Source organism: Pseudomonas mucidolens (assembly GCF_900106045.1).
GTDB lineage: Bacteria > Pseudomonadota > Gammaproteobacteria > Pseudomonadales > Pseudomonadaceae > Aquipseudomonas > Aquipseudomonas mucidolens.
The window spans coordinates 3,752,301-3,776,011 of the sequence record NZ_LT629802.1; the positions used below are offsets into that span (position 1 = coordinate 3,752,301).

Here is a 23,711-nt window from a genome sequence, read left to right on the forward strand (position 1 = left end):
CATCTTACACATTCTTAGGAGAAGTGATATGCGTGAGCCTGTTGACGTCCTGATTTGTGGTGCCGGTGCCGCTGGCCTGACCTTAGCGATTGACTTGGCGCGGCGCGGGGTGCGCTTTGCCCTCATCGAAAAGCTCCCTTCTCCCTTTTTGGGCTCGCGCGGCAAAGGCATTCAGCCGCGCACCCAGGAGGTCTTCGAAGATCTCGGAATCCTGGACCGGGCCATGGCCGCAGGTGGTATCTACCCGACTATTCGCAAATACGCGCCCGATGGCAGCCACGTGGACCAGGAGGTGACGAGCGTTGCCGAACCCACACCTGCAGAGCCCTATTGCCTTCCGTTGATGATTCCCCAGTTCAAGACCGAAGCGATCTTGCGCGAGCGCTTGATAGAACTGGGGCATGCGCCAGAGTTTGGTGTCGAACTGACCGGGAAGGTGGTCAGCGCCGACGGGGTCAAAGCCGTACTCGCAACCCCAGATGGCGAACAGACCCTCCATACCCGCTACCTGGTGGGCGCCGATGGCGGGCGCAGCTTCGTGCGCAGCACCTTGGGGATTGGCTTTCCGGGCAAGACCCTGGGCGTGCGGGCGATCGTGGCCGATGTCGTATTGGATGGACTGCCGCGCGACGTGTGGCACCAGTTTGATGGTGGGGACTCAGGCCCATTGGCTATCTGCCCGTTGGCAGGTACCGACCTGTTCCAGATCCAGGCACCCGTTCCCTTGGAGGGCGATATCGATCTCTGCGCGGCTGCGCTGACCGAGCGCGTTGCCCTGCACACAGGGCGCACGGACATCACGGTCCATTCGGTCGCCTGGTCATCCATCTACAACATGAATGCCAGGCTCGCCGATCGTTACCGGGATGGCCCGGTGTTCCTGGTCGGCGATGCGGCGCATGTCCATCCGCCTACCGGTGGACAAGGCCTCAACACCAGCGTCCAGGATGCTTACAACCTGGGTTGGAAGCTGGCGGCCGTATTGGCCGGCGCACCAGAGGCTCTACTGGAAACCTACGAAGCTGAGCGCCGCCCGGTGGCCGCAGACGTACTCGGCCTGTCCACGCGCCTGCTTGCAGGCTTCAAGGCCGGGGACAACAGGCGGACCCGTGAAGTCCAGCAGTTGGATATTGGCTATCCCCACTCGCCGTTATCGCTCTCGTCGCAAGCCGCTGACAGCAGGCTCGCGCCAGGCGATCGTGCACCTGATGCCATCGTGCGAGGCGCAGGCGGCAGCCCAACACGTTTGTTCAACCTGTTCAAGGGCACCCATTGGACCTTGCTAGCCAATGGTCCCTCGAACTTCGCGCCAAGCGCGGGCTTGCATATCCACGGCATCGGGCCCGGCTCGGAGATCGAAGATCACCTGGGTCAGTTCGCCCAGTTCTACGGCCTCGGTGAAGGTTCTGCCGTGTTGGTCAGGCCGGATGGTTATCTGGCAGGGTTCTTTACGAAAGATCAGCCGGTTGCATTGTGTGACTACCTGGCTCGCTACAAATCAGAAAACTGCAGCGCCCCCTGACTACGGTCCGCTTCCGGACCAGAGTGTGTAAAAACGGTTTTCAGCGCAGCACGCAGCCGAAACCAGACTAAAGTTCGCGCGTCTACGCAAAATCTGTGTCTGCTCACCTGTCGATAGATTTCAGATTTAACGTAGATACGCCCACTTCAATTTTGGCGAAGCGTTTTTACACACTCTGGGCCAGAAGCGGACAGTCAGTGACTTACCCGCCGAAACCATCTTTTTAGCCTCGCCCAAGCGCTCTCTGGCTTCCGCAAGCGTGATGCCGCCCACGCCATAACGACCGAACGTAATGGTCTCCTGACGACCGTTGATGGAGTAGTTGTAGCGAAATGAGATGGAACCGGCAGCGGTGACGGCCACGTACAGCCCGTCGCGGTCGTTCACCTTGTAGAGTTTTTCTTTCGGTTTGAGGTTACGCAGCTTGGTATCGGTCAATGCCCCTTACCATGCCACATAAACACGCTGCTTGGCGATGCACAAAGCTGCCTGAATTTGCCAGACCAAAAAAGCCAAAAACCCGCATTTACGCGGGCTCCAGGGCATTTCTTGCTAGTGGGTGCCCGGCAATGCCGGACGTCCCATCATTCCCACTCAATCGTCGCCGGCGGCTTGCTCGACACGTCATAGGTGACGCGCGAGATGCCTTCGATTTCATTGATGATACGGCCGCTGACGGTTTCCAGCAGTTCGTACGGCAGGTGTGCCCAGCGGGCGGTCATGAAGTCGATGGTTTCCACGGCGCGCAGGGCCACGACCCAGGCGTAGCGACGGCCATCACCCACGACACCGACCGATTTGACCGGTTGGAACACCACGAAGGCCTGACTCACCTTGTGGTACCAGTCAGCCTTGCGCAGTTCTTCGATGAAGATGTGGTCGGCGCGACGCAGCAGGTCGGCGTATTCCTTCTTCACTTCACCGAGGATCCGCACGCCCAGGCCCGGGCCCGGGAATGGGTGGCGGTAGACCATGTCGTACGGCAGGCCGAGTTCCAGACCCAGACGGCGGACTTCGTCCTTGAACAGTTCACGCAACGGTTCTACCAGCTTGAGGTTCATTTCCTCAGGCAGGCCACCCACGTTGTGGTGGGACTTGATCACGTGGGCCTTGCCGCTCTTGGCGCCGGCCGACTCGATCACGTCAGGGTAGATAGTGCCTTGGGCGAGGTACTTGATGTTGTCCAGTTTGTTGGACTGGGCATCGAAGACGTCGATGAAGGTACGACCGATGATCTTGCGCTTCTTCTCCGGGTCAGACTCGCCGGCCAGGTTGTTGAGGAACTGCTCCTCGGCGTTGGCACGGATCACCTTGACGCCCATGTTCTCGGCGAACATGGCCATCACTTGCTCACCTTCGTGCAGGCGCAGCAGGCCGTTGTCGACGAACACGCAGGTCAGTTGATCACCAATGGCCTTGTGCAGCAGCGCCGCGACCACCGAAGAGTCAACGCCGCCGGACAGACCGAGCAGGACGTTGTCGGTACCGACCTGGGCACGCACATTGGCGATGGCGTCTTCAGCGATTTTCGACGGGGTCCACAGGGCTTCACACTCGCAGATATCGAGGACGAAGCGCGACAGGATGCGACCACCTTGCTTGGTGTGGGTCACTTCCGGGTGGAACTGCACGCCGTAGTAACGACGCTCGTCGCTGAACATGCCGGCAATCGGGCAACTCGGGGTGCTGGCCAGGATGTGGAAGTCCGACGGCATTTTGGTGACCTTGTCACCGTGGCTCATCCACACGTCGAGACCGAACAGGCCGTCGGCGTCGACGTGGTCTTCAATACCGTCCAGCAGGCGGCTCTTGCCGACCACATCGACACGGGCATAACCGAATTCACGCAGCTCGGAACCTTCGACCTTGCCGCCCAGTTGCTCGGCCATGGTCTGCATGCCGTAGCAGATACCGAAGACCGGTACGCCGAGGTCAAACACCGCCTGTGGGCAACGCGGGCTGTTGGCTTCGTGTACGGATTCGGGGCCGCCGGCAAGGATGACGCCTTTTGGAGCGAATTCGCGAATCGCTTCGTCGTCCATGTCGAACGGATGCAGTTCGCAGTACACGCCGATTTCACGCACGCGGCGGGCGATCAGCTGAGTGTACTGGGAACCGAAATCGAGGATCAGGATGCGGTGGGCGTGAATGTCGAGGGCCATGAGATCAGTCTCGTCTAATGAATCAGAAACAACTCGGGGCTGAATAAGACAGCCCCGGTTACTTAACATTTTGCTGGAAGGCTCAACCTACGCGGTAGTTTGGCGCTTCCTTGGTGATCTGCACGTCATGCACGTGGGATTCGGCCATGCCGGCACCGGTGATCCGCACGAACTCAGGCTTGGTGCGCATTTCTTCGATGTTGGCGCTGCCGGTGTAGCCCATCGAGGAACGCAGGCCGCCCATCAGCTGATGGATGATGGCGCTCAGGGTGCCCTTGTAAGGGACACGACCCTCGATACCTTCCGGAACGAGTTTCTCGGCGCCTGCCGAGGAGTCCTGGAAGTAACGATCGGAAGAACCTTGAGCCTGGGACATGGCGCCCAGCGAGCCCATGCCACGGTAAGCCTTGTAGGACCGGCCCTGGAACAGCTCGATCTCGCCCGGAGCTTCTTCGGTACCGGCGAACATCGAACCCATCATCACGCAGGATGCACCGGCAACGATGGCCTTGGACAGGTCACCGGAGAAACGGATACCACCGTCGGCGATCAACGGTACGCCGGTGCCTTCAAGGGCCGCGGCGACATTGGCGATGGCGCTGATTTGCGGCACGCCGACACCGGCAACGATACGGGTGGTGCAGATCGAGCCCGGGCCGATACCGACCTTGACCGCGTCCGCGCCCGCCTCGGCCAAAGCCTTGGCAGCAGCGCCGGTAGCAATGTTGCCACCGATCACTTGTACTTCAGGGAATTTCTCTTTGACCCAACGAACGCGGTCGATTACGCCTTTGGAGTGACCGTGGGCAGTGTCGACCACGACTACGTCGACACCGGCAGCCACCAGCGCCGTGACGCGGTCACCGGTGTCTTTACCGGTACCGACGGCAGCGCCGACACGCAGGCGACCTTGGTCGTCCTTGCTCGCCAGCGGGTAGGCCTTGGCTTTTTCGATGTCATTGACGGTCATCATGCCTTTGAGGGCAAATTTCTCGTCGACGATCAGCACGCGTTCGATACGGTGTTTGTGCAGCAGTTCGCGAACGTCGTTCTTGTCGGCACCTTCCTTGACGGTGACCAGACGCTCTTTAGGCGTCATCACTTCACGGACGGTAACTTCAAGGCGGTTCTCGAAACGCACGTCACGGGAGGTGACGATGCCGACCAGGTCGCCATCATGCAGCACCGGAACGCCGGAAATATTGTGCATGCGAGTGAGTTCGAACAAATCACGCACGGTCGCTTCAGCTTCGATGGTGATCGGGTCCTTGACCACGCCAGCTTCGTAACGCTTGACCTTGCGCACTTCGGCAGCTTGCTGCTCGATGGTCATGTTCTTGTGGATAATGCCGATGCCACCTTCCTGAGCCATGGCGATTGCCAGACGGGCTTCAGTGACGGTGTCCATGGCGGCAGAAACCAGGGGAATATTCAGCTCGATGCCACGGGTTAGGCGGGTCTTGAGACTGACTTCGTTAGGAAGCACCTCGGAATAACCGGGCACTAGGAGAATGTCGTCGAATGTCAGAGCTTCTTGGCTGATACGCAGCATCGCGGGGGCTCCCGAGCGGGAAAATGGAAGCGCGCCATTATACTCAGACACCTGTCGGGGCTCAACGTAAAACTCTGACAATATTAGTAATACTGATAGAAGGGTAAAACCAACAGCTCTTCTGTAGGAGCGAGCTTGCTCGCGAAAATCATCAACGATAACGCGGGCAGCCTGGTTAAACGTGGTGCTTGTGGTTTTTTCGCGAGCCAGCTCGCTCCTACAGTGAGACGGGCTGTAGCCTACAGCTCGACTTTGACCCAGCTGATCTTCTGGTCCAGCCAGTCGGCAAATTCGTCGATAAAGCTCTGCTTGAACCCCGACTCCGCCCAGTTGTTGAAGATGAACCCCAAGTTGGAAAAGCCGCACTCCTGCAGGAACAGGAAACCATTGATGTCGTCTTCATGCCCGCACAACGGGCAGGTGAAGTTATCGGTGTGGCCGGGCATCCAGTCTTCCAGGCTTTCGAACAGCGCCTCGCCGACCTCCTTGCGGCATTCCGGACAGCCCGCTTCTTCCAGAAACCCCTTGGCGGGTGTGTAGATGCAGCGCGTGTAGATAATTTCCAGACCGTTGACCGCTTCGTTGAACGGCAACGCTTCGGGGTACAGCACCACGGCGCGGGCTCCGTCGGCGAGGGCGTAGCCCATGCGGTTGCCGGTGCGCCCACAGGTAGTGAGTTCTTCCTTGATGATGTTCTTGCGCACCAGCCAACGCACAATCGCCCGGGCCCGGGGCTCGTGGACGGGCAAGGTGGAAATTTTCGGGACAAGGATGCTTTGGGAATTCATGGGAGTCCTGCGGTGTGGCATCTGACGCCTTCGCGAACAAACCCGCACACATTCGACTGCGTTCCTACAGAAAAAACGCAGGTGAATGTGGGAGCAACTGTCTTCACCATGCCATTCGTCACCGCCACTCAGTGCCATCTCGCAACATGGCATTGAGCCTAATCAGCAGTACACGCATGCAGGCGATGAGCGCGACCTTCGCGCTCTTACCTCGCTCTCGAAGGCCTTCGTAGCGTGCCTTGAAGTCGGGCTGATGGCGGATTACAACCCAGCAGGACATGTACAGAGCCCGTCTGACACGGGCTCTGCCTCCATAGATATGTCGCTTCCCGCTGTGATTACCGCTGTCGTCGTTCAAGGGCGCGATACCTGCCAAGGCCGCAACCTCACGGCGATCAAGCTCACCTAGTTCGGGCAGATAAACCAGCAAACTCGCGGTGGCAACCGTACCGATACCTTTAACAGAGATGAGCCGCTGGGCTTTTTCTGCGTCCAGTTCGTGCATGCTCTGATTGATGGCCTTATCAAGTTGCCTGATTTGCGTTTGCAGGAAGTGAATATGGCCTTTGATCAGCGCAATAACGGCTGGTAGCTGGGCTTGCTGAAGACGGCGCTTATTGTCGTCTCGTTGCTGAACGAAATGCTCGCGCTGCTGAACCAGCTCGCGGAGCGCTTCACGCTCAGGCGAAATAACCTTGCTGCTTGAGGCATTCAGCACTTCAGCAAAGTCTGCTAGAACGGCCGCATCAATAGCGTCAGTCTTCGCATTCTTGCCCATCGCCACGGCAAAGGATCTGGCTCGGCGAGGATTGACCCTGAGCACCTTGAAGTTTGCGCCTTGCAGAGCCGCCATGGCATTACGCTCATAGCCCCCGGTGGCCTCCAGCAAAATCAGACTGACTTCAAACTGACTCAATCGTCGAATCAGCTCAAGAAATCCTTCTGAAGTGTTTGAAACATCGAAACCTTCGCTCTGTGGTTTAACCCAGACGACAAGGTTTGATTTTGAGATGTCGATACCGACCCAGGAAATCATGGCAAAACCCTCTTACACTCAGATGTGAGAGTGCTCTGGCTTTGCCCACGCTTGTGATTTCGAGTGGCTGCTCGTCCAACTGTTCGGGCTTGTAGGCCAGAGTGGAAAGGTGGATGGCAGCTCGGCTCCCACACGTGCTTTGAGCACCGCGGACTTGCAGCTTGCCATCCACCCCTCTCACCCCAGAGTTTATTCCTAGATCAAGACACAAGCGGACTGGCTCGCGAATAGGCTTTGAAGGCTGGCAGCTTAATCCCTGACACCCACAGGTCAAGTACTCAAATAGCGGGCAACCAGGGCGATGCCGCTGGCCAGCACCAGCCAAGTCACCAGCCGCACAAAGGCTTCGCGGGACATGCGCAAGGTCAGTCGCCGACTGATCCAAAGTCCCACGGCCATTGCGGGCAGCAGGCACGCCGCCAACATCAGCAAGGGTAGCTCGGCATACACCCCAGCGAGCAAAAACAGGCTCAGGCGCACCACGGCGCTGCAACTGATCAAGGCACTCTGGGTCGCGCGCGCCGCGTCTTTGGGCAGACGACTGTTCAAGTAGATCGCATATAAAAAGCCGCCACTGCCAAACAACGCGCCAAACAAGCCGCCGACAGCGCCCATCGGAACCGCCCAGCCGGCGGCGAGCTGCGTGGGTTTGATCTTCACGCTCAGGCTATAGATCGCATAGGCGCAGATAAACAGCCCCATCAGCAGCAGTAACAACTGCGAGTGCAGATTGAGCAAAAAGATCACCCCGAGGGTGCAACCGATTGCCATGCACGGCAGCAATCTCAGCAGTTCTGGCTTCGCCACGTCTCGCCGCGACTGCAGTAAGCTGCCAAAGGCGGCGACAAAATCCAGCAACACCAGCAACGGGATGATCTTCGACAACGGCATAAACAAAATCAGAATGGGCCCCGCCACCAGCGCCGTACCGAAACCGGCAATGCCAAACACGATGTAGGCAAGGGCAACCCCCAGACCGATCACCAGCCAGTCAACGCTGCTGAAAGACCACTGACTCATGAGTTCGACCGGGCTCATCGGACATTCCTTGTTAGAGAGGTCGGTCACTTTAACCAACGCGCCGGGTTGCAACCAATATCTTCGCGTTCAGTCTCGGCGCCGATGGAGCAGTTCTGTCAAACACTGGGCGAATGCCTATAAACTGCCGTCCATGATTAAAGATCCCTTTGCCCGTCTGGGCCTGGACCGCGAAGTCCTGACTGTCAGCCAGCTCAACGGCCGCGCGCGGGTGTTGCTGGAGGACGTGTTCACCAATATCTGGGTCGAAGGCGAGATTTCCAACCTCGCCCGCCCGGCCTCCGGCCACGTGTACTTCACCCTCAAGGACAGCGGCGCGCAGGTGCGTTGCGCGTTGTTTCGGCAGAATGCCGCCCGGGTGCGCCAGGCCTTGAAAGATGGTCTGGCGGTCAAGGTACGGGGCAAGGTCTCGCTGTTTGAGGGCCGTGGCGACTACCAGTTGATTCTCGACACCGTGGAACCGGCCGGCGATGGCGCGTTGCGCCTGGCGTTCGATGCGCTGAAAGAGAAACTCAGCGCCGAAGGCTTGTTCAGTGCTGAACGAAAAGTGCCGCTGCCGGCCCATCCACGGCGGATCGGCATTATCAGTTCGCCGACTGGCGCGGTGATTCGCGACATCATCAGCGTGTTCCGTCGCCGTGCCCCACAGGTGCAACTGACATTGATCCCCACCGCGGTCCAGGGCCGCGAAGCGGTCTCGCAGATCGTTCGAGCGCTCAAACTGGCCGATGCACGGGGCTTCGACGCATTGATTCTGGCCCGTGGCGGCGGCTCGCTGGAGGACCTCTGGTGCTTCAACGAAGAGGCGGTAGCGCGTGCCGTGGATGCCTGCGTGACGCCAATCGTCAGCGCCGTGGGCCATGAAACCGACGTGTCCATCAGCGACTTTGTGGCCGATGTACGCGCGCCCACGCCTTCCGCGGCTGCCGAGCTGCTCGCACCGGACGCCAGCGATCTGGTGCGCCAAGTCGAAAGCTTGCACCGGCGCCTGGTCATGCGCATGCGCAACCGTCTGATGCATGACCGCCTGCGCCTGGAAGGCATGGCCCGCCGCCTGCGCCACCCCGGCGAACGCCTGCGCCAGCAAGCCCAACGCCTGGACGACCTGGACATGCGCCTGCGTCGCGCCTTCGAGCGCAGCCTCAATACCCGTCGCGAACGGCTGATCCGCCTGGAAACACGCCTGGCCGGCCAGCACCCGGGCCGACAACTGGCGATGCTGCGCCAACGCCTGGACAGCCTCGCCGAACGCCTGCCGCGCGCCATGCGCGAAGGCCTCAAGGCCCGTCGCCTGCAGTTGCAAAGCCAAGTACAGACGCTGCAGGTGGTCAGTCCGCTGGCAACGCTCGGACGCGGTTACAGCATTCTTCTGGATGAGCGCGGCCAGGCTATCCGCGACGCCGCCCAAACCCGTACCGGTCAGCGCCTTACCGCACGTCTGGGCGAAGGCCAATTGCAGGTCCGGGTGGAGGATAACCACCTGACACCCGTCACCCTTTCATTACTGGATTGATTCATGCCGCGTTTTTTTAGTTTGCTGATGCTGTTATGCCTGACCTTTAACGCCCATGCCGACAGTTACATTACCCGAACCTTGAACAAGCCAGTCCCCGGCGGCGTGGCCGTGGTGGACCTGGGCGCCTCGGCCTCGGCACCCAAGGCCACCTTTCAGGGCAAACCGGTATTGGTGGTCAAGGAGCAGGACAACTGGCTCGCCATCGTCGGCATTCCACTGGGCACACAACCTGGCAATCACCGGATCAGCAGCGGCGGCCGCAACCTGCCTTTCATCGTGGGCTTCAAGAAGTACCCGGAACAACGCATCACCCTGAAGAATAAAAGCCAGGTCAACCCGGCGCCGGCACAGCTCAAACGCATCGAGAAGGAATTGGCGACCCAGATCAAGGCCTACCGCACATTCAGCCCAAACATCCCGAGCAATCTGATATTGGACAAGCCGGTGAACGGCCCGCTGTCGAGCAAGTTCGGTGTTCGCCGATTCTTCAATGGCGAGGAACGCAATCCACACTCCGGCCTGGACTTTGCGGTGCCGGCGGGCACGCCGGTCAAGACCCCGGCGCGCGGCAAGGTGATCCTGATCGGTGACTACTTCTTTAACGGTAAAACCGTATTCGTCGACCATGGCCAAGGCTTTATCAGCATGTTTTGTCATCTGTCGAAGATTGATGTGAGCATGGGCCAACAGCTGGCACGCGGGGCGGTGGTCGGCAAAGTGGGCGCCACTGGCCGCGCAACCGGACCGCATATGCACTGGAATGTCAGCCTGAACGACGCACGGGTGGATCCGGCGATCTTCATTGGCGCTTTCACCCCTTGAGCCAGATTGCGCACCTTTGACAGGGTGCGCAACCAAAACAAGCCTTCTTGGAATTCTCAAGCATAAAATCTCGTTTACCCTGCAAAAATCAGAAATTCTCTCAATTTTTTTCGACAGCTTGCCATCTTGAATCCCGACGGTTAGGGTTGAGCTTATGAAAACCTCTCACACCCTCATTCAGCTTCGTCAGCACCGCAGCCTGTGCCTTGTCAGCGCACGACTGCCAGGCTGAATCGAACTGCCTCGCCCTTTGCTTCACCTCAATAACAGCATCCCTAATAAACGCTTTCCGGCAGGCCGCCTCTTTTCGGCCCTACAACAAGGATTCTTCTGATGAGCATGCTCAAAGACCCGTCTTCGAAATACCGCGCGTTCCCGACCATTGATATCCCGGACCGCACCTGGCCGTCGAAGACCATCACTGCCGCGCCGATCTGGTGCAGCTCCGATTTGCGCGACGGCAACCAATCGCTGATCGAACCGATGGATGCGGTCAAGAAACTGCGCTTCTGGAAGACATTGGTCGCTGTCGGCGTCAAGGAAATCGAAGCCTCGTTCCCGGCCGCTTCGCAAACCGACTTCGACTTCGTGCGCACGCTGATCGAAGACAATCACATCCCCGAGGACACCACCATCCAGGTGCTGACCCAGGGCCGTGAAGATTTGATCGCCCGCACCTTTGAATCCCTGCGCGGGGCGAAGAAAGCCATCGTGCACTTGTATAACGCGACCTCACCATCCTTCCGTCGCATTGTCTTCAATCAGGACAAGGACGGGATCAAGGCGATCGCGGTCAACGCGGCCAAGCTGTTCGTCAAATACGCCGCCCAGCAGCCGGAAACCCAGTGGACGTTCGAGTACTCGCCGGAAACCTTCAGTGCGACCGAGCTGGAATTCGCCAAGGAAGTCTGTGACGCGGTGATCGAGGTCTGGAATCCGACGCCAGAACACAAGGTGATCCTCAACCTGCCGGCAACCGTCGAATGCGCCACGCCGAACATCTATGCCGACCAGATCGAGTGGTTCGGTCGCCATATCAACCGTCGTGACAGCGTCATCATCAGCCTGCACACCCACAACGACCGTGGTACCGGGGTCGCGGCAACCGAGCTGGGCCTGATGGCCGGCGCCGACCGTGTCGAAGGCTGCCTGTTCGGCAACGGCGAGCGCACCGGTAACGTCGACCTGGTGACAGTGGCCTTGAACCTCTACACCCAAGGCGTGGATCCCGAGCTGGATTTCTCCGACATCGACGGCGTGCGCAAAGTCGTCGAAGAGTGCAACCAGATCCCGGTACACCCGCGTCATCCGTATGTGGGCGACCTGGTTCACACAGCGTTCTCGGGCTCCCACCAGGACGCGATCCGCAAGGGTTTTACCCAGCAGAAGCCGGACGCCCTGTGGGAAGTACCGTATCTGCCAATCGACCCGGCCGACATTGGCCGCAGCTACGAGGCGGTGATTCGCGTCAACAGCCAATCGGGCAAAGGTGGGATCGCTTACCTGCTGGAACAGGAATACGACATCAGCTTGCCGCGTCGCATGCAGATCGAATTCAGCCAAGTGGTACAGGCGGAAACCGATCGCGTTGGCCTGGAGATGACTGCGCCACAGATCTACGCGTTGTTGCAGCGTGAGTACCTGCAAGCCAACACCCCGTACGCGTTGGTCAGCCATCGCCTGCAGGAAGAAAACGGCAACAGCACGGTGGAAGTGGAAGTGTCCGGCAAAGGCCAGGGCGAAACCAACCTGCGCTGGCACGGCAAAGGTAACGGCGCACTGGAGGCGCTGGTGGCCGGCCTGCCGATTGGTGTCGAGATCATGGACTACAACGAACACGCCATTGGTGCTGGCACCAATGCCAAGGCAGCGGCTTACATTGAGCTGCGGGTCAACGGCGAGCGTCCGGTACACGGTGTGGGCATCGATGAAAACATCACCACGGCCAGCTTCAAGGCGTTGTTCAGTGCGCTGAACCGCTCGCTGAGCCAGTTGGAAGCGAAAGCGGCGTAAACCTGCGCTGAAACACAAAAGGCCCCTGGATGAGAATTCAGGGGCCTTTTGTTTGCGCACCTTGTAGGAGCGAGGGGCGCCTAGCTCTTGCTCGCGAAAGACGTCAACGATAACGCGTGCTTCCTGGATAAACGCGGCGCCTATGAGTTCCTCGCGAGCAAGCTCGCGTCTACAGGAATTGAAAGCTATCGGCATCCAGGTTGGCCGGGAAACGGCTGCGATAGTCCGCCAGTTCCGCGGCATCCAGACACACCTGGAACACCCCGTCCGCCTCCCCCGCGCTGAGCAGGCTTTCGCCCTGGAAGTCCAGCACCTGGCTGTCACCCGTATAGGCAAAGCCCTTGCCGTCTGTTCCCACGCGATTCACCGCAGCCACATAACAGAGGTTTTCGATCGCCCGCGCCGGCAACAATCGATTCCAGTGCTGGCGTCGCGCCCCGGGCCAGTTGGCGGTGTACAGCAGCAGGTCGGTGTCCTGGGCGCCACGGCTCCACACCGGAAAGCGCAGGTCGTAACAAATCAATGGGCGAATGCGCCACCCCTTGAGCTCGAACTGCACCTGGCGTTCACCGGGGGTGTAGTGATTGTGCTCGCCGGCCATGCGAAACAAGTGGCGTTTATCGTAGTGCAACACCTCGCCATCCGGACGCGCCCACAACAGGCGGTTGCGATGGCTGCCGTCTGCCGCCTGGATAATCACGCTGCCGGTAATCACCGCAGCGTATTTGCGCGCCTGGACCTTGAGCCATTCGTGGGTCGGCCCGTGCTCTGCTTCCGCGAGGGTTTCGGATTCCATGGAGAAGCCGGTGGTGAACATCTCCGGCAGCACAATCAAATCCGCGCCCCTGGCCTGCTCCAGCAGCGACTCGAAATGCTCCAGATTCGCCTGGCGGTCATGCCACGCCAGGGTGGTCTGTACCAGGGCAATATTCAGATCGGCTAATTCACTCAAATCACGCATAGCTTCTCGGCTGCTTGGCGCAGCGTCTCCTCGCGCTTGGCAAAGCACAGGCGCACCAGGCGCTGGCCTTGCGGTGGGTTCTGGTAGAACACCGAGACCGGAATGCTGGCCACGCCGTGTTCGCGGGTCATCCACAGCGACATGTCAACGTCATTCAGGTCCGGACGGATCCGTGAGTAATCCACCAGTTGGAAGTAGGTACCGGCCACCCGAGTAAAGCTGAAGCGTGATGAGGCCAGCAAGTCGCAGAACAGGTCACGCTTGGCCTGGTAAAACGCCGGCAGTTCTTCAACATGTGCCGGGCGCTCGGCCATGTAGTCCGCCAGCGCGTACTGCAGCGGCGTAACGCCACAGAAGCTGACGTATTGATGCACCTTGCGCAGCTCGGCGCTGAGGGCCGGTGGCGCGATCACATAGCCGGTTTTCCAGCCGGTGACGTGATAAGTCTTGCCAAAAGAACTGACCACGAAAGCCCGTTGATACAACTCTTCATGGGCCAATACGCTGACATGGGGCACGCCGTCGAAGACCAAGTGCTCGTAGACCTCATCGCTGATCAGATAAATATCGCGATGACGGATCAGTTCGGCCAGTTGGTCCAGTTCGGCCCGGCTGATCAGCGCGCCGCTGGGATTATGTGGGGTGTTGAGAATGATCATGCGCGTACGCGGTGACAGCGCGGCCTGGATCTGCTCGAAGTCCAGACTGAAATCCTGCAAGCCCAGTTGCACGTGCACACAGCGACCGCCGGCAAGTGCTACGGAAGGTGCGTAGCTGTCATAGCACGGATCAAACACGATGACTTCATCACCGCTACGGATCACCGCCTGGATTGCACAGAAAATCGCCTGGGTGGCGCCGGGAGTGATGGTCACTTCACTGTCGGGATTGACCGTGACGCCGTAGCTGCGAGCAAGTTTGGCCGCCACCTGTTGACGCAACGCCGGCAGGCCGGCCATCGGCGCGTATTGGTTGTGGCCGCTGGCGATGTGTTTACCCACCGCATCGAGCAGCGCCTGTGGGCCATTGAAGTCGGGGAAACCCTGGGACAGATTCAGTGCACCGGTATCGGTGGCGAGTTGCGACATGCGGGTAAAAATCGTGGTGCCGACATTCGGCAGCTTGCTGGTGATCATGGAGGCCCCTCCGGGTGAGCTGCCAGTTTTAAGCTGCAAGCTGCAAGGGGTCAATCGCCCGGCACAAAAAACGGCTCCGGAGGAGAAATGCCAATCAGTCAGGGCTTTTTGTGTAGGAGCGAGCTTGCTCGCGAAAAACGTCAACGATAACGCGTGTATCCTGGATAAACGCGGCGCCTATGTGTTCTCGCGAGCAAGCTAGCTCCTACAAAAGCCTTTTTGTGCGGCAATGGGGTTGCGAGTTTAGCGCCGATCTTTACGCTTCTTATCTGCCTTCTTGTTGTGACTCATCAAGCGACGTTTCTTGTTCACTTGACGGTCGGTCAGGCTGTTCTTGTTGCCTTCGTACGGGTTCTCGCCACCCTTGAACTCGATACGGATCGGCGTACCAACCAGTTTCAAGACACGGCGGTAGGTGTTTTCCAGATAACGAACGTAGGACTTCGGCACCTTCTCGATCTGATTACCGTGAATCACGATAATCGGCGGGTTGGCACCGCCCAAGTGGGCGTAACGCAGCTTGATCCGACGGTTGTTGACCATCGGTGGCGCGTGCTCGCCCACGGCGTCTTCGAGGATCTGGGTCAGGCGGTTGGTCGGCCAACGGGTGACCGCCGACTTGAACGAATTCTGCACAGAGGCGTAGAGGTTGCCCACGCCGGTGCCGTGCAGCGCCGAGATAAAGTGAATATCGGCGAAGTCGACAAAGAACAATCGACGCTGCAGCTCGACCTTGACGTAGTCGCGCTCGCTTGGCGTCATGCCGTCCCACTTGTTGATCGCGATCACCAGTGCCCGACCCGCTTCCAGGGCGAAGCCCAGCAGGTTGAGGTCATGGTCGACCACGCCTTCGCGGGCGTCCATGACGAAGATCACCACGTTGGCGTCCTTGATCGCCTGCAGGGTCTTGACCACCGAGAATTTTTCAACTTCCTCGTGGATCTTGCCGCGCTTGCGCACACCGGCGGTATCGATCAGCGTGTACTTCTCGTCGTTACGCTCAAACGGGATGTAGATACTGTCGCGAGTGGTGCCGGGCTGGTCATACACGATCACCCGGTCTTCACCGAGCATCCGGTTGACCAAGGTCGACTTGCCGACGTTCGGACGGCCAATAATGGCGATCTTGATCCCGTCTTTTTCGCTCGGCCCAGGAATGCGCTTGGCTTCCTCACCTTCGGCAACGATCTCGTCTTCGCCCTCTTCTTCCTCGACGTCATCCCGAGGGAAGTCACGCAGGCAGATTTCCAGCATCTGGGTGATGCCACGACCGTGGGCACCGGCGATCGGGATCGCGTCGCCCAGGCCCATCGGGCTGAATTCGGCGCGGGCCAGTTCAGGATCGATATTGTCGATCTTGTTGGCCACCACGTAGGAGCGTTTGTTGCGTTTGCGCAGGTGCTCGCCAATCATCTGGTCAGCAGCGGTGTAGCCCGCACGGGCATCCACCAGGAACAACACGACATCGGCTTCTTCGATAGCCAGCAGCGACTGCTCGGCCATCTTTTCGTCCATGCCATGCTCGTCACCGGAAATACCGCCGGTGTCGACAAGAATGTAGGAGCGCCCTTGCCACTTTGCCTCACCGTATTGGCGATCACGGGTCAGACCGGACAAGTCGCCGACGATGGCGTCGCGAGTCCTGGTCAGGCGGTTGAACAAGGTGGACTTGCCGACGTTAGGTCGACCCACCAGGGCGATTACGGGAACCATGCGGCTCTCCACTTCGTTATTTCAGAAAATACAAAAGCCGCTGCAAGGCAGCGGCTGGTGCTCGGGGCGGCATTTGATCTGCCACATACCCCACCCAACACTGATCACTGTAGGAGCGAGCTTGCTCGCGAAGAACGTCAACGATAACGCGCCTAACCTGATTAAACGTGTGTTCCTCAGGTTCTTCGCGAGCGAGCTCGCTCCTACAAGAAACAAAAAGCGTTGTAGCAGGGCCGCCTGGGAGTTACCCCAAGCATAGTTCGTTACTTGATGGTCAGGGCTTCCAGCTTGCCGCTGTTACCAAACACATAAAGCATGTTGCCAACAACCAACGGACGGGCACGCAGGCCGTCGCTGTCGATACGTTCGCGGCCGACAAAACGACCATCTACCTGGCTCAGCAGGTGCAGATAACCTTCCAGGTCACCTACCGCCACGTAGCTGGAGAACACTTCCGGCGCCGACAGTTGACGACGGGCCAGCGAGTCATTGCTCCACAAAGCAGTGGTGGAACGCTCGTCGACGCTTTCAACAGTGCCGGACGCCAGACTGACGTAGACGCTGCCAAACCCTTGGGTGACACCCGCATAGCTGGAAGCATCACGCTGCCAGAGCACGCGACCGCTTTGCAGGTCCAGCGCCGCTACACGCCCCTGGTAAGTCGCGACATACAGGGTTTCACCCGACAGCAGCAAGCCACCGTCGATATCCACTACACGGTCCAGCTCGGAACGACCTTGTGGAATCGCGACCCGCGATTCCCAGGCCGGCACGCCGTTCTGGATGTTCAGGGCGACCACTTTACCGGTCGACAGGCCAGCCAGTGCCAGGTTATTGGTCACAACCGGACCGCTGGTACCGCGCAACGTCAGGACCGCAGGGGTACTGTCATACAACCAAAGCTGCTCGCCCGTATTGGCGTCAAGGCCAATCAGGCTGTCATCCTGGGTCTGCACGACCACGACATTACCGTTGGTGGCAGGCGGTGCGAGGACTTCACTGGTCACGCGAGCGCGCCATTTCTCTTCACCGGTGCTCGAATCCAGCGCCACGACTTCGCCCTTGAGCGTGCCGATCATCACCAGGCCATAACCCACGCCGACGGCGCCGGATACTGGCAGTTCGAGGTCTGTCTTCCACTTGACGTCGCCGTTCATGCGATCCATGGAAACCACTACGCCGGTCACGTCAGCCGCCACGATGTTGTCACCGTCGATTGCCGGTACCAGCATGTTGTAGGTGTCACCCTGACCGTCACCGATGGAACGGCTCCACTGCTTTTGCAGGACCACTTCTTCCTTGAAGCTGGTCAGCTCGGCAGGCGGCAGTTCTTTTTTGCTGTTGCTGCTGCAACCCGCGGCCAAAACGGCCAGAGCCAGCAATGCTGCATGTTTCCAACGGATCACGTCACGCATCCCCTTTGGCCAGGTCGTCCAGCTTGGTTTGTAAGCCACCGACCGCTGCTTCATCAGACAGCGCGGCCTTGGCTTTTTGGTACGCAGCATTGGCTTCGTCGGTACGACCCAATTGGACCAGCAGGTCGCCCTTGAGCTCTTCACGAGTAGCCAGGAATGCCTTGTCAGCATCGCCGTCGAGCAGTTTCAGCGCTTCGTCGGCCTTGTTTTGGGCTGCCAGAACCTGAGCCAGGCGCTGACGTGCAATTTCACCCAGGGTCGGGTTGGCCGGCTTGTCGGCGACGGCTTTCAATTCGGCCACGGCATCGTCCAGCTTGTCGGTGTCGACCGCGACTTTCGCGACGAACAGGCTACCGTACTGGGCGTAGGTGCTACCGCCAAATTCGCTTTTCAGCTTGCCGGCCAGATCCGCCACCTGGGCAGGGTCAGGCTTGCCATTCGGCGTCAGCGTGGTTTCCAGCAGTTGCTGATAGAGCATCGAGGCGCCGTGCGACTGATTACTCTGATACTTCTGGAAAGCCTGCCAACCGAACACCACCACTAGCGCCAGCAAGCCGCCAGTGACCAGGGGTTTGCCGTTGCGCTGCCACCAGTCTTTGAAATCGGCCAGTTGCTCATCATCAGTACTCGACACCCCAATACTCCTTAATCGCTAAATTCGGCTGTTTGACAGCTTCAACCCTGCACGATGCAGGTGGCCAAATGCGCAGCGAGCGCATCAAAGGCAATGCTTTGTTGTTCGCCCTGGCCACGCAGGGGTTTGAAACTTACCACTTGCTGGGCCAGCTCATCATCGCCCAGGATCAGCGCATACAATGCACCGCTCTTGTCGGCTTTCTTGAATTGGCTTTTAAAGCTGCCGGCACCGGCATTCACCTGCAAGCGCAGGTTCGGCAGTTGGTCGCGCAGTTGTTCGCTCAAGGCCAGGCCAGCCAGTTCGGCCGCCTCGCCAAAGGCGCACAAGTACACATCCACCTGACGGGAAATTTCTTCGGGGACCTGCTCCAGGGTTTCCAGCAGCAGGATCAGGCGCTCGATCCCCATGGCGAATCCCACACCCGTGGTCGGCTTACCGCCCATTTGTTCCACCAGGCCGTCGTAACGGCCACCGGCACACACCGTACCCTGGGCGCCCAGCTTGTCGGTGACCCACTCGAAAACGGTCTTGCTGTAGTAATCGAGGCCGCGTACCAGCTTGGGGTTGATGACAAAAGGAATACCGGCCGCATCCAGGCGGGCCTTGAGACCCTCGAAGTGCGTGCGGGATTCGTCATCCAGGTAGTCGGCCATTTTCGGCGCGTCGACCAGTACCGCCTGGGTGTCGGCATTCTTGGTATCAAGTACGCGCAACGGGTTGGTTTTCAGGCGTCGCTGACTGTCTTCATCCAACTGGTCCAGGCGTGCGGACAGGAACTCAACCAGGGCTTCACGGTAGCGGCCACGGGACTCACTGGTGCCCAGGCTGTTGAGCTCGAGCTTGACCGCGTCACGGATACCCAACAGGCCCCATAGGCGCCAGGTCAGCACGATCAGCTCGGCGTCGATGTCCGGACCGTCGAGGTTGAAGACTTCCAGGCCAATCTGGTGAAACTGGCGATAACGGCCTTTCTGCGGACGCTCGTGGCGGAACATCGGACCGATGTACCACAGCTTCTGCGGCTGGCCACCACCGGTGAGGCCATGCTCCAAAACGGCGCGCACGCACGCGGCGGTCCCTTCCGGACGCAGGGTCAGGGAGTCGCCGTTGCGGTCTTCAAAGGTGTACATCTCTTTTTCGACGATGTCGGTCACTTCACCGATAGAGCGCTTGAACAGCTCGGTGAATTCGACGATCGGCATGCGGATCTGCTTGTAACCGTAGTTATCCAGCAGACGCGCGACCGTGCTCTCGAAGTAGCGCCACAGCGGCGTCTGCTCGGGCAGGATGTCGTTCATGCCACGAATGGCTTGCAGAGACTTGCTCACATCTAGTCCTTAAATTCGTTCAATCAGCCGCGCGCGATCAGCGCTGCGTCAGCTTCGACCTTTTCGGCCGCTTTCTCGCGGATCAACCTTTCCAACTGATCCACCAGATTGTCATTCGTCAATTTCTGCGATGGTTTGCCGTCGATGTAAATCAGGTTGGGCGTGCCACCGGTCAGGCCGATATGCGCCTCTTTGGCTTCACCCGGGCCGTTGACCACACATCCGATCACCGCCACATCCAGCGGCACCAGCAGGTCTTCCAGGCGCACTTCCAGTTCGTTCATGGTTTTCACCACGTCGAAGTTCTGCCGCGAGCAGCTCGGGCAGGCAATAAAATTGATGCCACGGGAACGTAAATGCAGGGATTTGAGAATGTCGTAGCCGACTTTCACTTCCTCTACCGGGTCCGCCGCCAGGGAGATGCGAATAGTATCGCCAATTCCGTCGGCCAGCAGCATACCGAGACCCACCGCAGATTTCACTGTGCCTGAACGTAAACCACCGGCTTCGGTGATGCCCAGGTGCAGCGGCTGGACGATTTCCTTGGCCAGCAGGCGGTAGGCTTCTACCGCCATGAACACATCGGAAGCCTTTACGCTGACCTTGAAGTCCTGGAAATTCAGGCGCTCCAGGTGCTCGACGTGACGCAGTGCAGACTCGACCAACGCCGCAGGTGTCGGTTCGCCATATTTCTTTTGCAGGTCTTTTTCCAGGGAACCGGCGTTCACGCCGATGCGAATCGGGATCCCGCGATCACGGGCGGCATCCACCACAGCGCGCACCCGGTCTTCACGACCGATGTTGCCTGGGTTGATCCGCAGGCAATCGACGCCCAACTCAGCCACACGCAAGGCAATCCGGTAATCGAAATGGATGTCCGCGACCAGCGGCACCTTGACCAGTTGCTTGATACGACCGAACGCTTCGGCGGCGTCCATGTCCGGAACCGAAACCCGCACGATATCGACGCCGGCCGCTTCCAGACGGTTGATCTGGGCAACGGTGGCGGCCACATCATTGGTGTCGCTGTTGGTCATGCTCTGCACCGCGATAGGGGCATCGCCCCCCACCGGCACCGAGCCGACCCAGATCTTGCGCGATACGCGACGTTTGATTGGAGATTCGCCGTGCATGACTATTGTCCCAACTTCAGGCGAGCGGTCTCGCCACTGGTGAACGGCGCCACGTCCACGGGCTGGCCGTTGTAGACCACTTGCGCGCCACGGGCAAAGCCCAGACGCAGCGCCAGAGGAGGTTTGCCGACCTGATCCAGCGTATCGCCCTTACGCTTCAGCCCGCTGAACAGCACCTTGCCAGTGCCATCGCTGACTTGCGTCCAGCAGTCAGCGACGTAGGTAATCTGGATACGACCATCACCCATCACCGTGACTGGCGCTTGGGTTTCGGGGGCTGCTGCAGTTGGCGTAGTCGGCGCAACCGGAGCAACGGGTGCAACCGGCGTCTGGGCCGGATCGACTGGCGCGGGAGCCGGGGCAGCCGGGGTAACGGGAGCAGTGGCGCCAGGAGCCGGTTGCACAGCGGTCGCGGCCGGATCGGCGCCCGTCTCGGCAGCCGGTTGACCCGTTTGCAAATCCAGGCTCTGACCTTGCGGCGCAGTCTGCCCCTGAACCACCGCCTGATCTTCCGGCTCGTCCAGAGGATGAATCTGGGTGGTGCCGTCGGCGCTTTCGACTTCGACATGCTCAAGGGCGTTACTGGTCAGGTCCTTGCTGCGCAGGGAGGCCTGGTCCTGCCACCAGAGAAAACCGCCACCGATCACAGCGATCAGCAACAACAGGCTGACGATGCGCAGGATAGTGTGGGAGACCCGCACTGGTTCTTCGATACGACCCAGGCCGTGAACGCTGCTGCCTTGGGAATCAGTGCCGGTGAACTGGTCGAACTCCTGGACCAGAGCCGCCTGGTCGATACCCAGCAACTTGGCGTAGGCACGGATGTAGCCGCGGGAAAAGGTGTGCCCCGGCAGCTTGTCGAACGCACCGTTTTCCAGGTTGCCCAGGGAAGTGGTGGTCAAATTGAGCTTGAGGGCCACTTCGGCCAACGACCAACCATTGCTTTCGCGGGCCTGACGCAAGGTCTCGCCTGGGTTTACACGATTAGCGGCTACAACTTCCGGGTGCGCGGCTTTCATCATTGCTCCGACAGGTATTGCTGATATTCCGGCGTACCGGGATAGAGTCGTTCTAATTGCTGGCCAAAACGTGCGGCCTTGTCGCGTTCCTCATGAACCGCAGCCAAGCGCACGCCGAGCAATAGACTACGTGCATTTTGCCCGCTGAGCAGGCTAAAACGCTCGTAATAGTCACGTGCTGGCACATAATGCCTGTCTTCATAAGACAACTCAGCCATTTCGAGCAAGGCCCGAGGCTGGCGCTGGTTCAAGTGCAGGGCTTTTTCCAGTTGCCGGCGAGCGCTGTCACGCTGCCCGAGGCGCATCGAGGTCACACCGAGGTTCTCGAAAACCCGGGAACGCTCAGGATAGAGGGTATCGGCTGCCGCTTGCTGAAAATAACCGGATGCTTCGGCAAAACGTGCCTGCTGGAACAGGAAGCTGCCATAGTTATTGAGCAGCCGCGGATCACCGGGGCGCACGGCCAGCGCCTTGCGCAAGTACTGTTCCGCCAGCTCGGGCTCGGCCTGGGCCTGGAACACCAGGGCCAACGCCGCATTGGCATCAGCGTCCTGACCGTCGAGGGCCAGCGCCCTCTGCAACGGCCCCTTGGCCTGCTCGCTCAAACCCTGGCGCAGATACCCCAAGCCCAACTGCACATAGGCAGCACGCGCCTCATCACGTCCCTTGCCGGTTTGCAACGGACTGTCAGCGCCCGATGAAACGCAACCGGCCATCAGACCGGCAAAAAGCAAAAGCAGCGCAAGGCGCAAGGGCATAGAGATCCTCTCTCAGGTTCGGGTCGCGGCGTTCTGCGCCATATCACTGTCAGCGCTCAATTCGCGCACGGCGATATAACGCTCGCTGCGACGGGTGCGGTCCAGCACCTGTCCTACCAATTGGCCACAGGCGGCATCAATGTCTTCACCACGGGTGGTGCGGACGGTGACATTGAAGCCGGCCTGGTGCAGTTGATCCTGGAAACGGCGGATAGCGTTGTTGCTCGGCCGCTCGTAGCCAGAATGGGGAAACGGGTTAAACGGAATCAGGTTGACCTTGCACGGGATGTTCTTGAGCAACTCGATCATCTCGACCGCGTGCTCAACCTTGTCATTGATGTCCTTGAGCAAGGTGTACTCGATGGTCAGCACGCGCTTTTCGCCCAGGGACGACATATAGCGCTGGCACGACTCGAGCAGCATCTTAAGCGGATACTTCTTGTTGATCGGCACCAATTGATTACGCAATGCGTCATTCGGTGCGTGCAGGGACAACGCCAGGGAGACGTCGATGTGCTTGGACAGCTCATCGATCATCGGCACCACGCCGGAGGTCGACAGGGTCACGCGGCGCTTGGAAATGCCGTAGCCCAGGTCGTCCATCATCAGATGCATGGCTGCAACGACGTTATCGAAGTTCAACAGCGGCTCACCCATGCCCATCATCACCACGTTGGTGATGGCACGGTCGACGGTTGCCGGGACGCTGCCAAAGGATTTGTTGGCAATCCACACCTGACCGATAACTTCGGCGGCGGTGAGGTTGCTATTGAAGCCTTGCTTGCCGGTGGAACAGAAACTGCAGTCCAGGGCACAGCCTGCCTGGGACGAAACGCACAAGGTGCCACGTTTGCCCTGGGGAATGTAGACCGTCTCGACGCAACTGCCGGACGCCACGCGTACCACCCACTTGCGGGTGCCGTCGCTGGAGATGTCCTCGCTGACGACTTCGGGGCCGCGAACCTCGGCAATGGCCTTGAGCTTGTCGCGCAGGACCTTGCTGACGTTCGTCATGGCGTCGAAATCATCGACGCCAAAGTGGTGAATCCACTTCATTACCTGACCGGCACGGAAACGCTTCTCCCCGATCGAGTCGAAGAATTTTTCCATTTCCTGTTGAGTCAGACCCAGCAGGTTGGTTTTTACAGTCGATGTAGTCATG

General features: G+C 59.4%; 19 protein-coding genes and 1 pseudogene. 4 read left to right on the forward strand and 16 right to left on the reverse strand.

Going from position 1 to position 23,711, the window contains the following annotated elements; genetic code table 11:
* The first annotated feature begins 28 nt into the window (after nucleotides 1–28).
* Nucleotides 29–1,522 carry an FAD-dependent oxidoreductase gene (locus tag BLU75_RS17330; RefSeq protein ID WP_084381937.1) on the forward strand — a complete coding sequence of 498 codons (1,494 nt, stop codon included), beginning with the start codon at nucleotides 29–31 and terminating at the stop codon, nucleotides 1,520–1,522.
* Between the two features lie 198 nt (nucleotides 1,523–1,720).
* Here the strand turns inward: BLU75_RS17330 and BLU75_RS17335 are convergent.
* From BLU75_RS17335 to BLU75_RS17360, 6 genes and pseudogenes are all read right to left on the reverse strand, one after another.
* A pseudogene (locus BLU75_RS17335) lies at nucleotides 1,721–1,960 on the reverse strand (Arm DNA-binding domain-containing protein); the annotation flags it as partial.
* A gap of 146 nt (nucleotides 1,961–2,106) precedes the next feature.
* The gene (gene guaA, locus BLU75_RS17340) at nucleotides 2,107–3,684 is read right to left on the reverse strand and encodes a glutamine-hydrolyzing GMP synthase (RefSeq protein WP_084381938.1); all 1,578 of its coding nucleotides are present in this window, start codon (nucleotides 3,682–3,684) and stop codon (nucleotides 2,107–2,109) included.
* A gap of 82 nt (nucleotides 3,685–3,766) precedes the next feature.
* Nucleotides 3,767–5,236 (reverse strand): IMP dehydrogenase, encoded by a 1,470-nt coding sequence (gene guaB / locus BLU75_RS17345; protein WP_084381939.1) that lies wholly within the window; start codon nucleotides 5,234–5,236, stop codon nucleotides 3,767–3,769.
* A 239-nt stretch (nucleotides 5,237–5,475) separates the two neighbouring features.
* Complete coding sequence (locus BLU75_RS17350) at nucleotides 5,476–6,024, reverse strand: sugar ABC transporter ATPase (protein ID WP_084381940.1); 549 nt, start codon at nucleotides 6,022–6,024, stop codon at nucleotides 5,476–5,478.
* Nucleotides 6,025–6,142: 118 nt separating this feature from the next.
* Nucleotides 6,143–7,060, reverse strand: coding sequence for an IS110 family transposase (locus BLU75_RS17355; RefSeq protein ID WP_084381955.1), 918 nt, complete (start codon nucleotides 7,058–7,060; stop codon nucleotides 6,143–6,145).
* 270 nt (nucleotides 7,061–7,330) lie between these two features.
* Complete coding sequence (locus tag BLU75_RS17360) at nucleotides 7,331–8,098, reverse strand: sulfite exporter TauE/SafE family protein (RefSeq protein ID WP_084380043.1); 768 nt, start codon at nucleotides 8,096–8,098, stop codon at nucleotides 7,331–7,333.
* A gap of 133 nt (nucleotides 8,099–8,231) precedes the next feature.
* On the opposite strand from BLU75_RS17360, the gene xseA reads away from it, so the two are divergent.
* The 3 genes from xseA to leuA all read left to right on the forward strand — a co-directional run bounded on the left by xseA (nucleotide 8,232) and on the right by leuA (nucleotide 12,449).
* Nucleotides 8,232–9,611 (forward strand): exodeoxyribonuclease VII large subunit, encoded by a 1,380-nt coding sequence (gene xseA, locus BLU75_RS17365; RefSeq protein ID WP_084380042.1) that lies wholly within the window; start codon nucleotides 8,232–8,234, stop codon nucleotides 9,609–9,611.
* Between the two features lie 3 nt (nucleotides 9,612–9,614).
* A complete protein-coding gene (locus BLU75_RS17370) occupies nucleotides 9,615–10,436 on the forward strand; it encodes a M23 family metallopeptidase (protein WP_084380041.1) in 822 nt (273 codons plus the stop codon).
* Nucleotides 10,437–10,769: 333 nt separating this feature from the next.
* On the forward strand, nucleotides 10,770–12,449 hold the full coding sequence (gene leuA, locus BLU75_RS17380) for a 2-isopropylmalate synthase (RefSeq protein ID WP_084380040.1): 1,680 nt from the start codon (nucleotides 10,770–10,772) through the stop codon (nucleotides 12,447–12,449).
* Between the two features lie 169 nt (nucleotides 12,450–12,618).
* Here the strand turns inward: leuA and BLU75_RS17385 are convergent, their stop codons facing one another.
* The 10 genes from BLU75_RS17385 to rlmN form a co-directional block, all read right to left on the reverse strand.
* The gene (locus tag BLU75_RS17385; RefSeq protein WP_084380039.1) at nucleotides 12,619–13,410 is read right to left on the reverse strand and encodes an amidohydrolase; all 792 of its coding nucleotides are present in this window, start codon (nucleotides 13,408–13,410) and stop codon (nucleotides 12,619–12,621) included.
* Nucleotides 13,398–14,546, reverse strand: a complete 1,149-nt coding sequence (locus tag BLU75_RS17390) for a pyridoxal phosphate-dependent aminotransferase (protein WP_084380038.1) — start codon at nucleotides 14,544–14,546, stop codon at nucleotides 13,398–13,400. Before BLU75_RS17390 ends, BLU75_RS17385 begins: the two co-directional genes overlap by 13 nt.
* Before the next feature lie 243 nt (nucleotides 14,547–14,789).
* Complete coding sequence (gene der / locus BLU75_RS17395; RefSeq protein ID WP_084380037.1) at nucleotides 14,790–16,259, reverse strand: ribosome biogenesis GTPase Der; 1,470 nt, start codon at nucleotides 16,257–16,259, stop codon at nucleotides 14,790–14,792.
* A gap of 263 nt (nucleotides 16,260–16,522) precedes the next feature.
* Complete coding sequence (gene bamB / locus BLU75_RS17400) at nucleotides 16,523–17,674, reverse strand: outer membrane protein assembly factor BamB (RefSeq protein WP_084380036.1); 1,152 nt, start codon at nucleotides 17,672–17,674, stop codon at nucleotides 16,523–16,525.
* Nucleotides 17,667–18,308 (reverse strand): YfgM family protein, encoded by a 642-nt coding sequence (locus tag BLU75_RS17405; RefSeq protein WP_084380035.1) that lies wholly within the window; start codon nucleotides 18,306–18,308, stop codon nucleotides 17,667–17,669. The genes bamB and BLU75_RS17405 overlap by 8 nt, the downstream gene beginning before the upstream one ends.
* A 41-nt stretch (nucleotides 18,309–18,349) precedes the next feature.
* Nucleotides 18,350–19,639 carry a histidine--tRNA ligase gene (gene hisS, locus BLU75_RS17410; RefSeq protein ID WP_084380034.1) on the reverse strand — a complete coding sequence of 430 codons (1,290 nt, stop codon included), beginning with the start codon at nucleotides 19,637–19,639 and terminating at the stop codon, nucleotides 18,350–18,352.
* Nucleotides 19,640–19,662: 23 nt separating this feature from the next.
* Entirely contained in the window at nucleotides 19,663–20,772 is a 1,110-nt protein-coding gene (gene ispG, locus BLU75_RS17415) for a flavodoxin-dependent (E)-4-hydroxy-3-methylbut-2-enyl-diphosphate synthase (protein WP_084380033.1), read from the reverse strand.
* A 2-nt stretch (nucleotides 20,773–20,774) separates the two neighbouring features.
* A complete protein-coding gene (locus tag BLU75_RS17420) occupies nucleotides 20,775–21,791 on the reverse strand; it encodes a RodZ domain-containing protein (RefSeq protein WP_084380032.1) in 1,017 nt (338 codons plus the stop codon).
* Nucleotides 21,791–22,549 (reverse strand): type IV pilus biogenesis/stability protein PilW, encoded by a 759-nt coding sequence (gene pilW / locus BLU75_RS17425; protein ID WP_084380031.1) that lies wholly within the window; start codon nucleotides 22,547–22,549, stop codon nucleotides 21,791–21,793. Before pilW ends, BLU75_RS17420 begins: the two co-directional genes overlap by 1 nt.
* A 12-nt stretch (nucleotides 22,550–22,561) precedes the next feature.
* A complete protein-coding gene (gene rlmN / locus BLU75_RS17430; RefSeq protein WP_084380030.1) occupies nucleotides 22,562–23,710 on the reverse strand; it encodes a dual-specificity RNA methyltransferase RlmN in 1,149 nt (382 codons plus the stop codon).
* Between the last annotated feature and the right edge of the window lies 1 nt (nucleotide 23,711).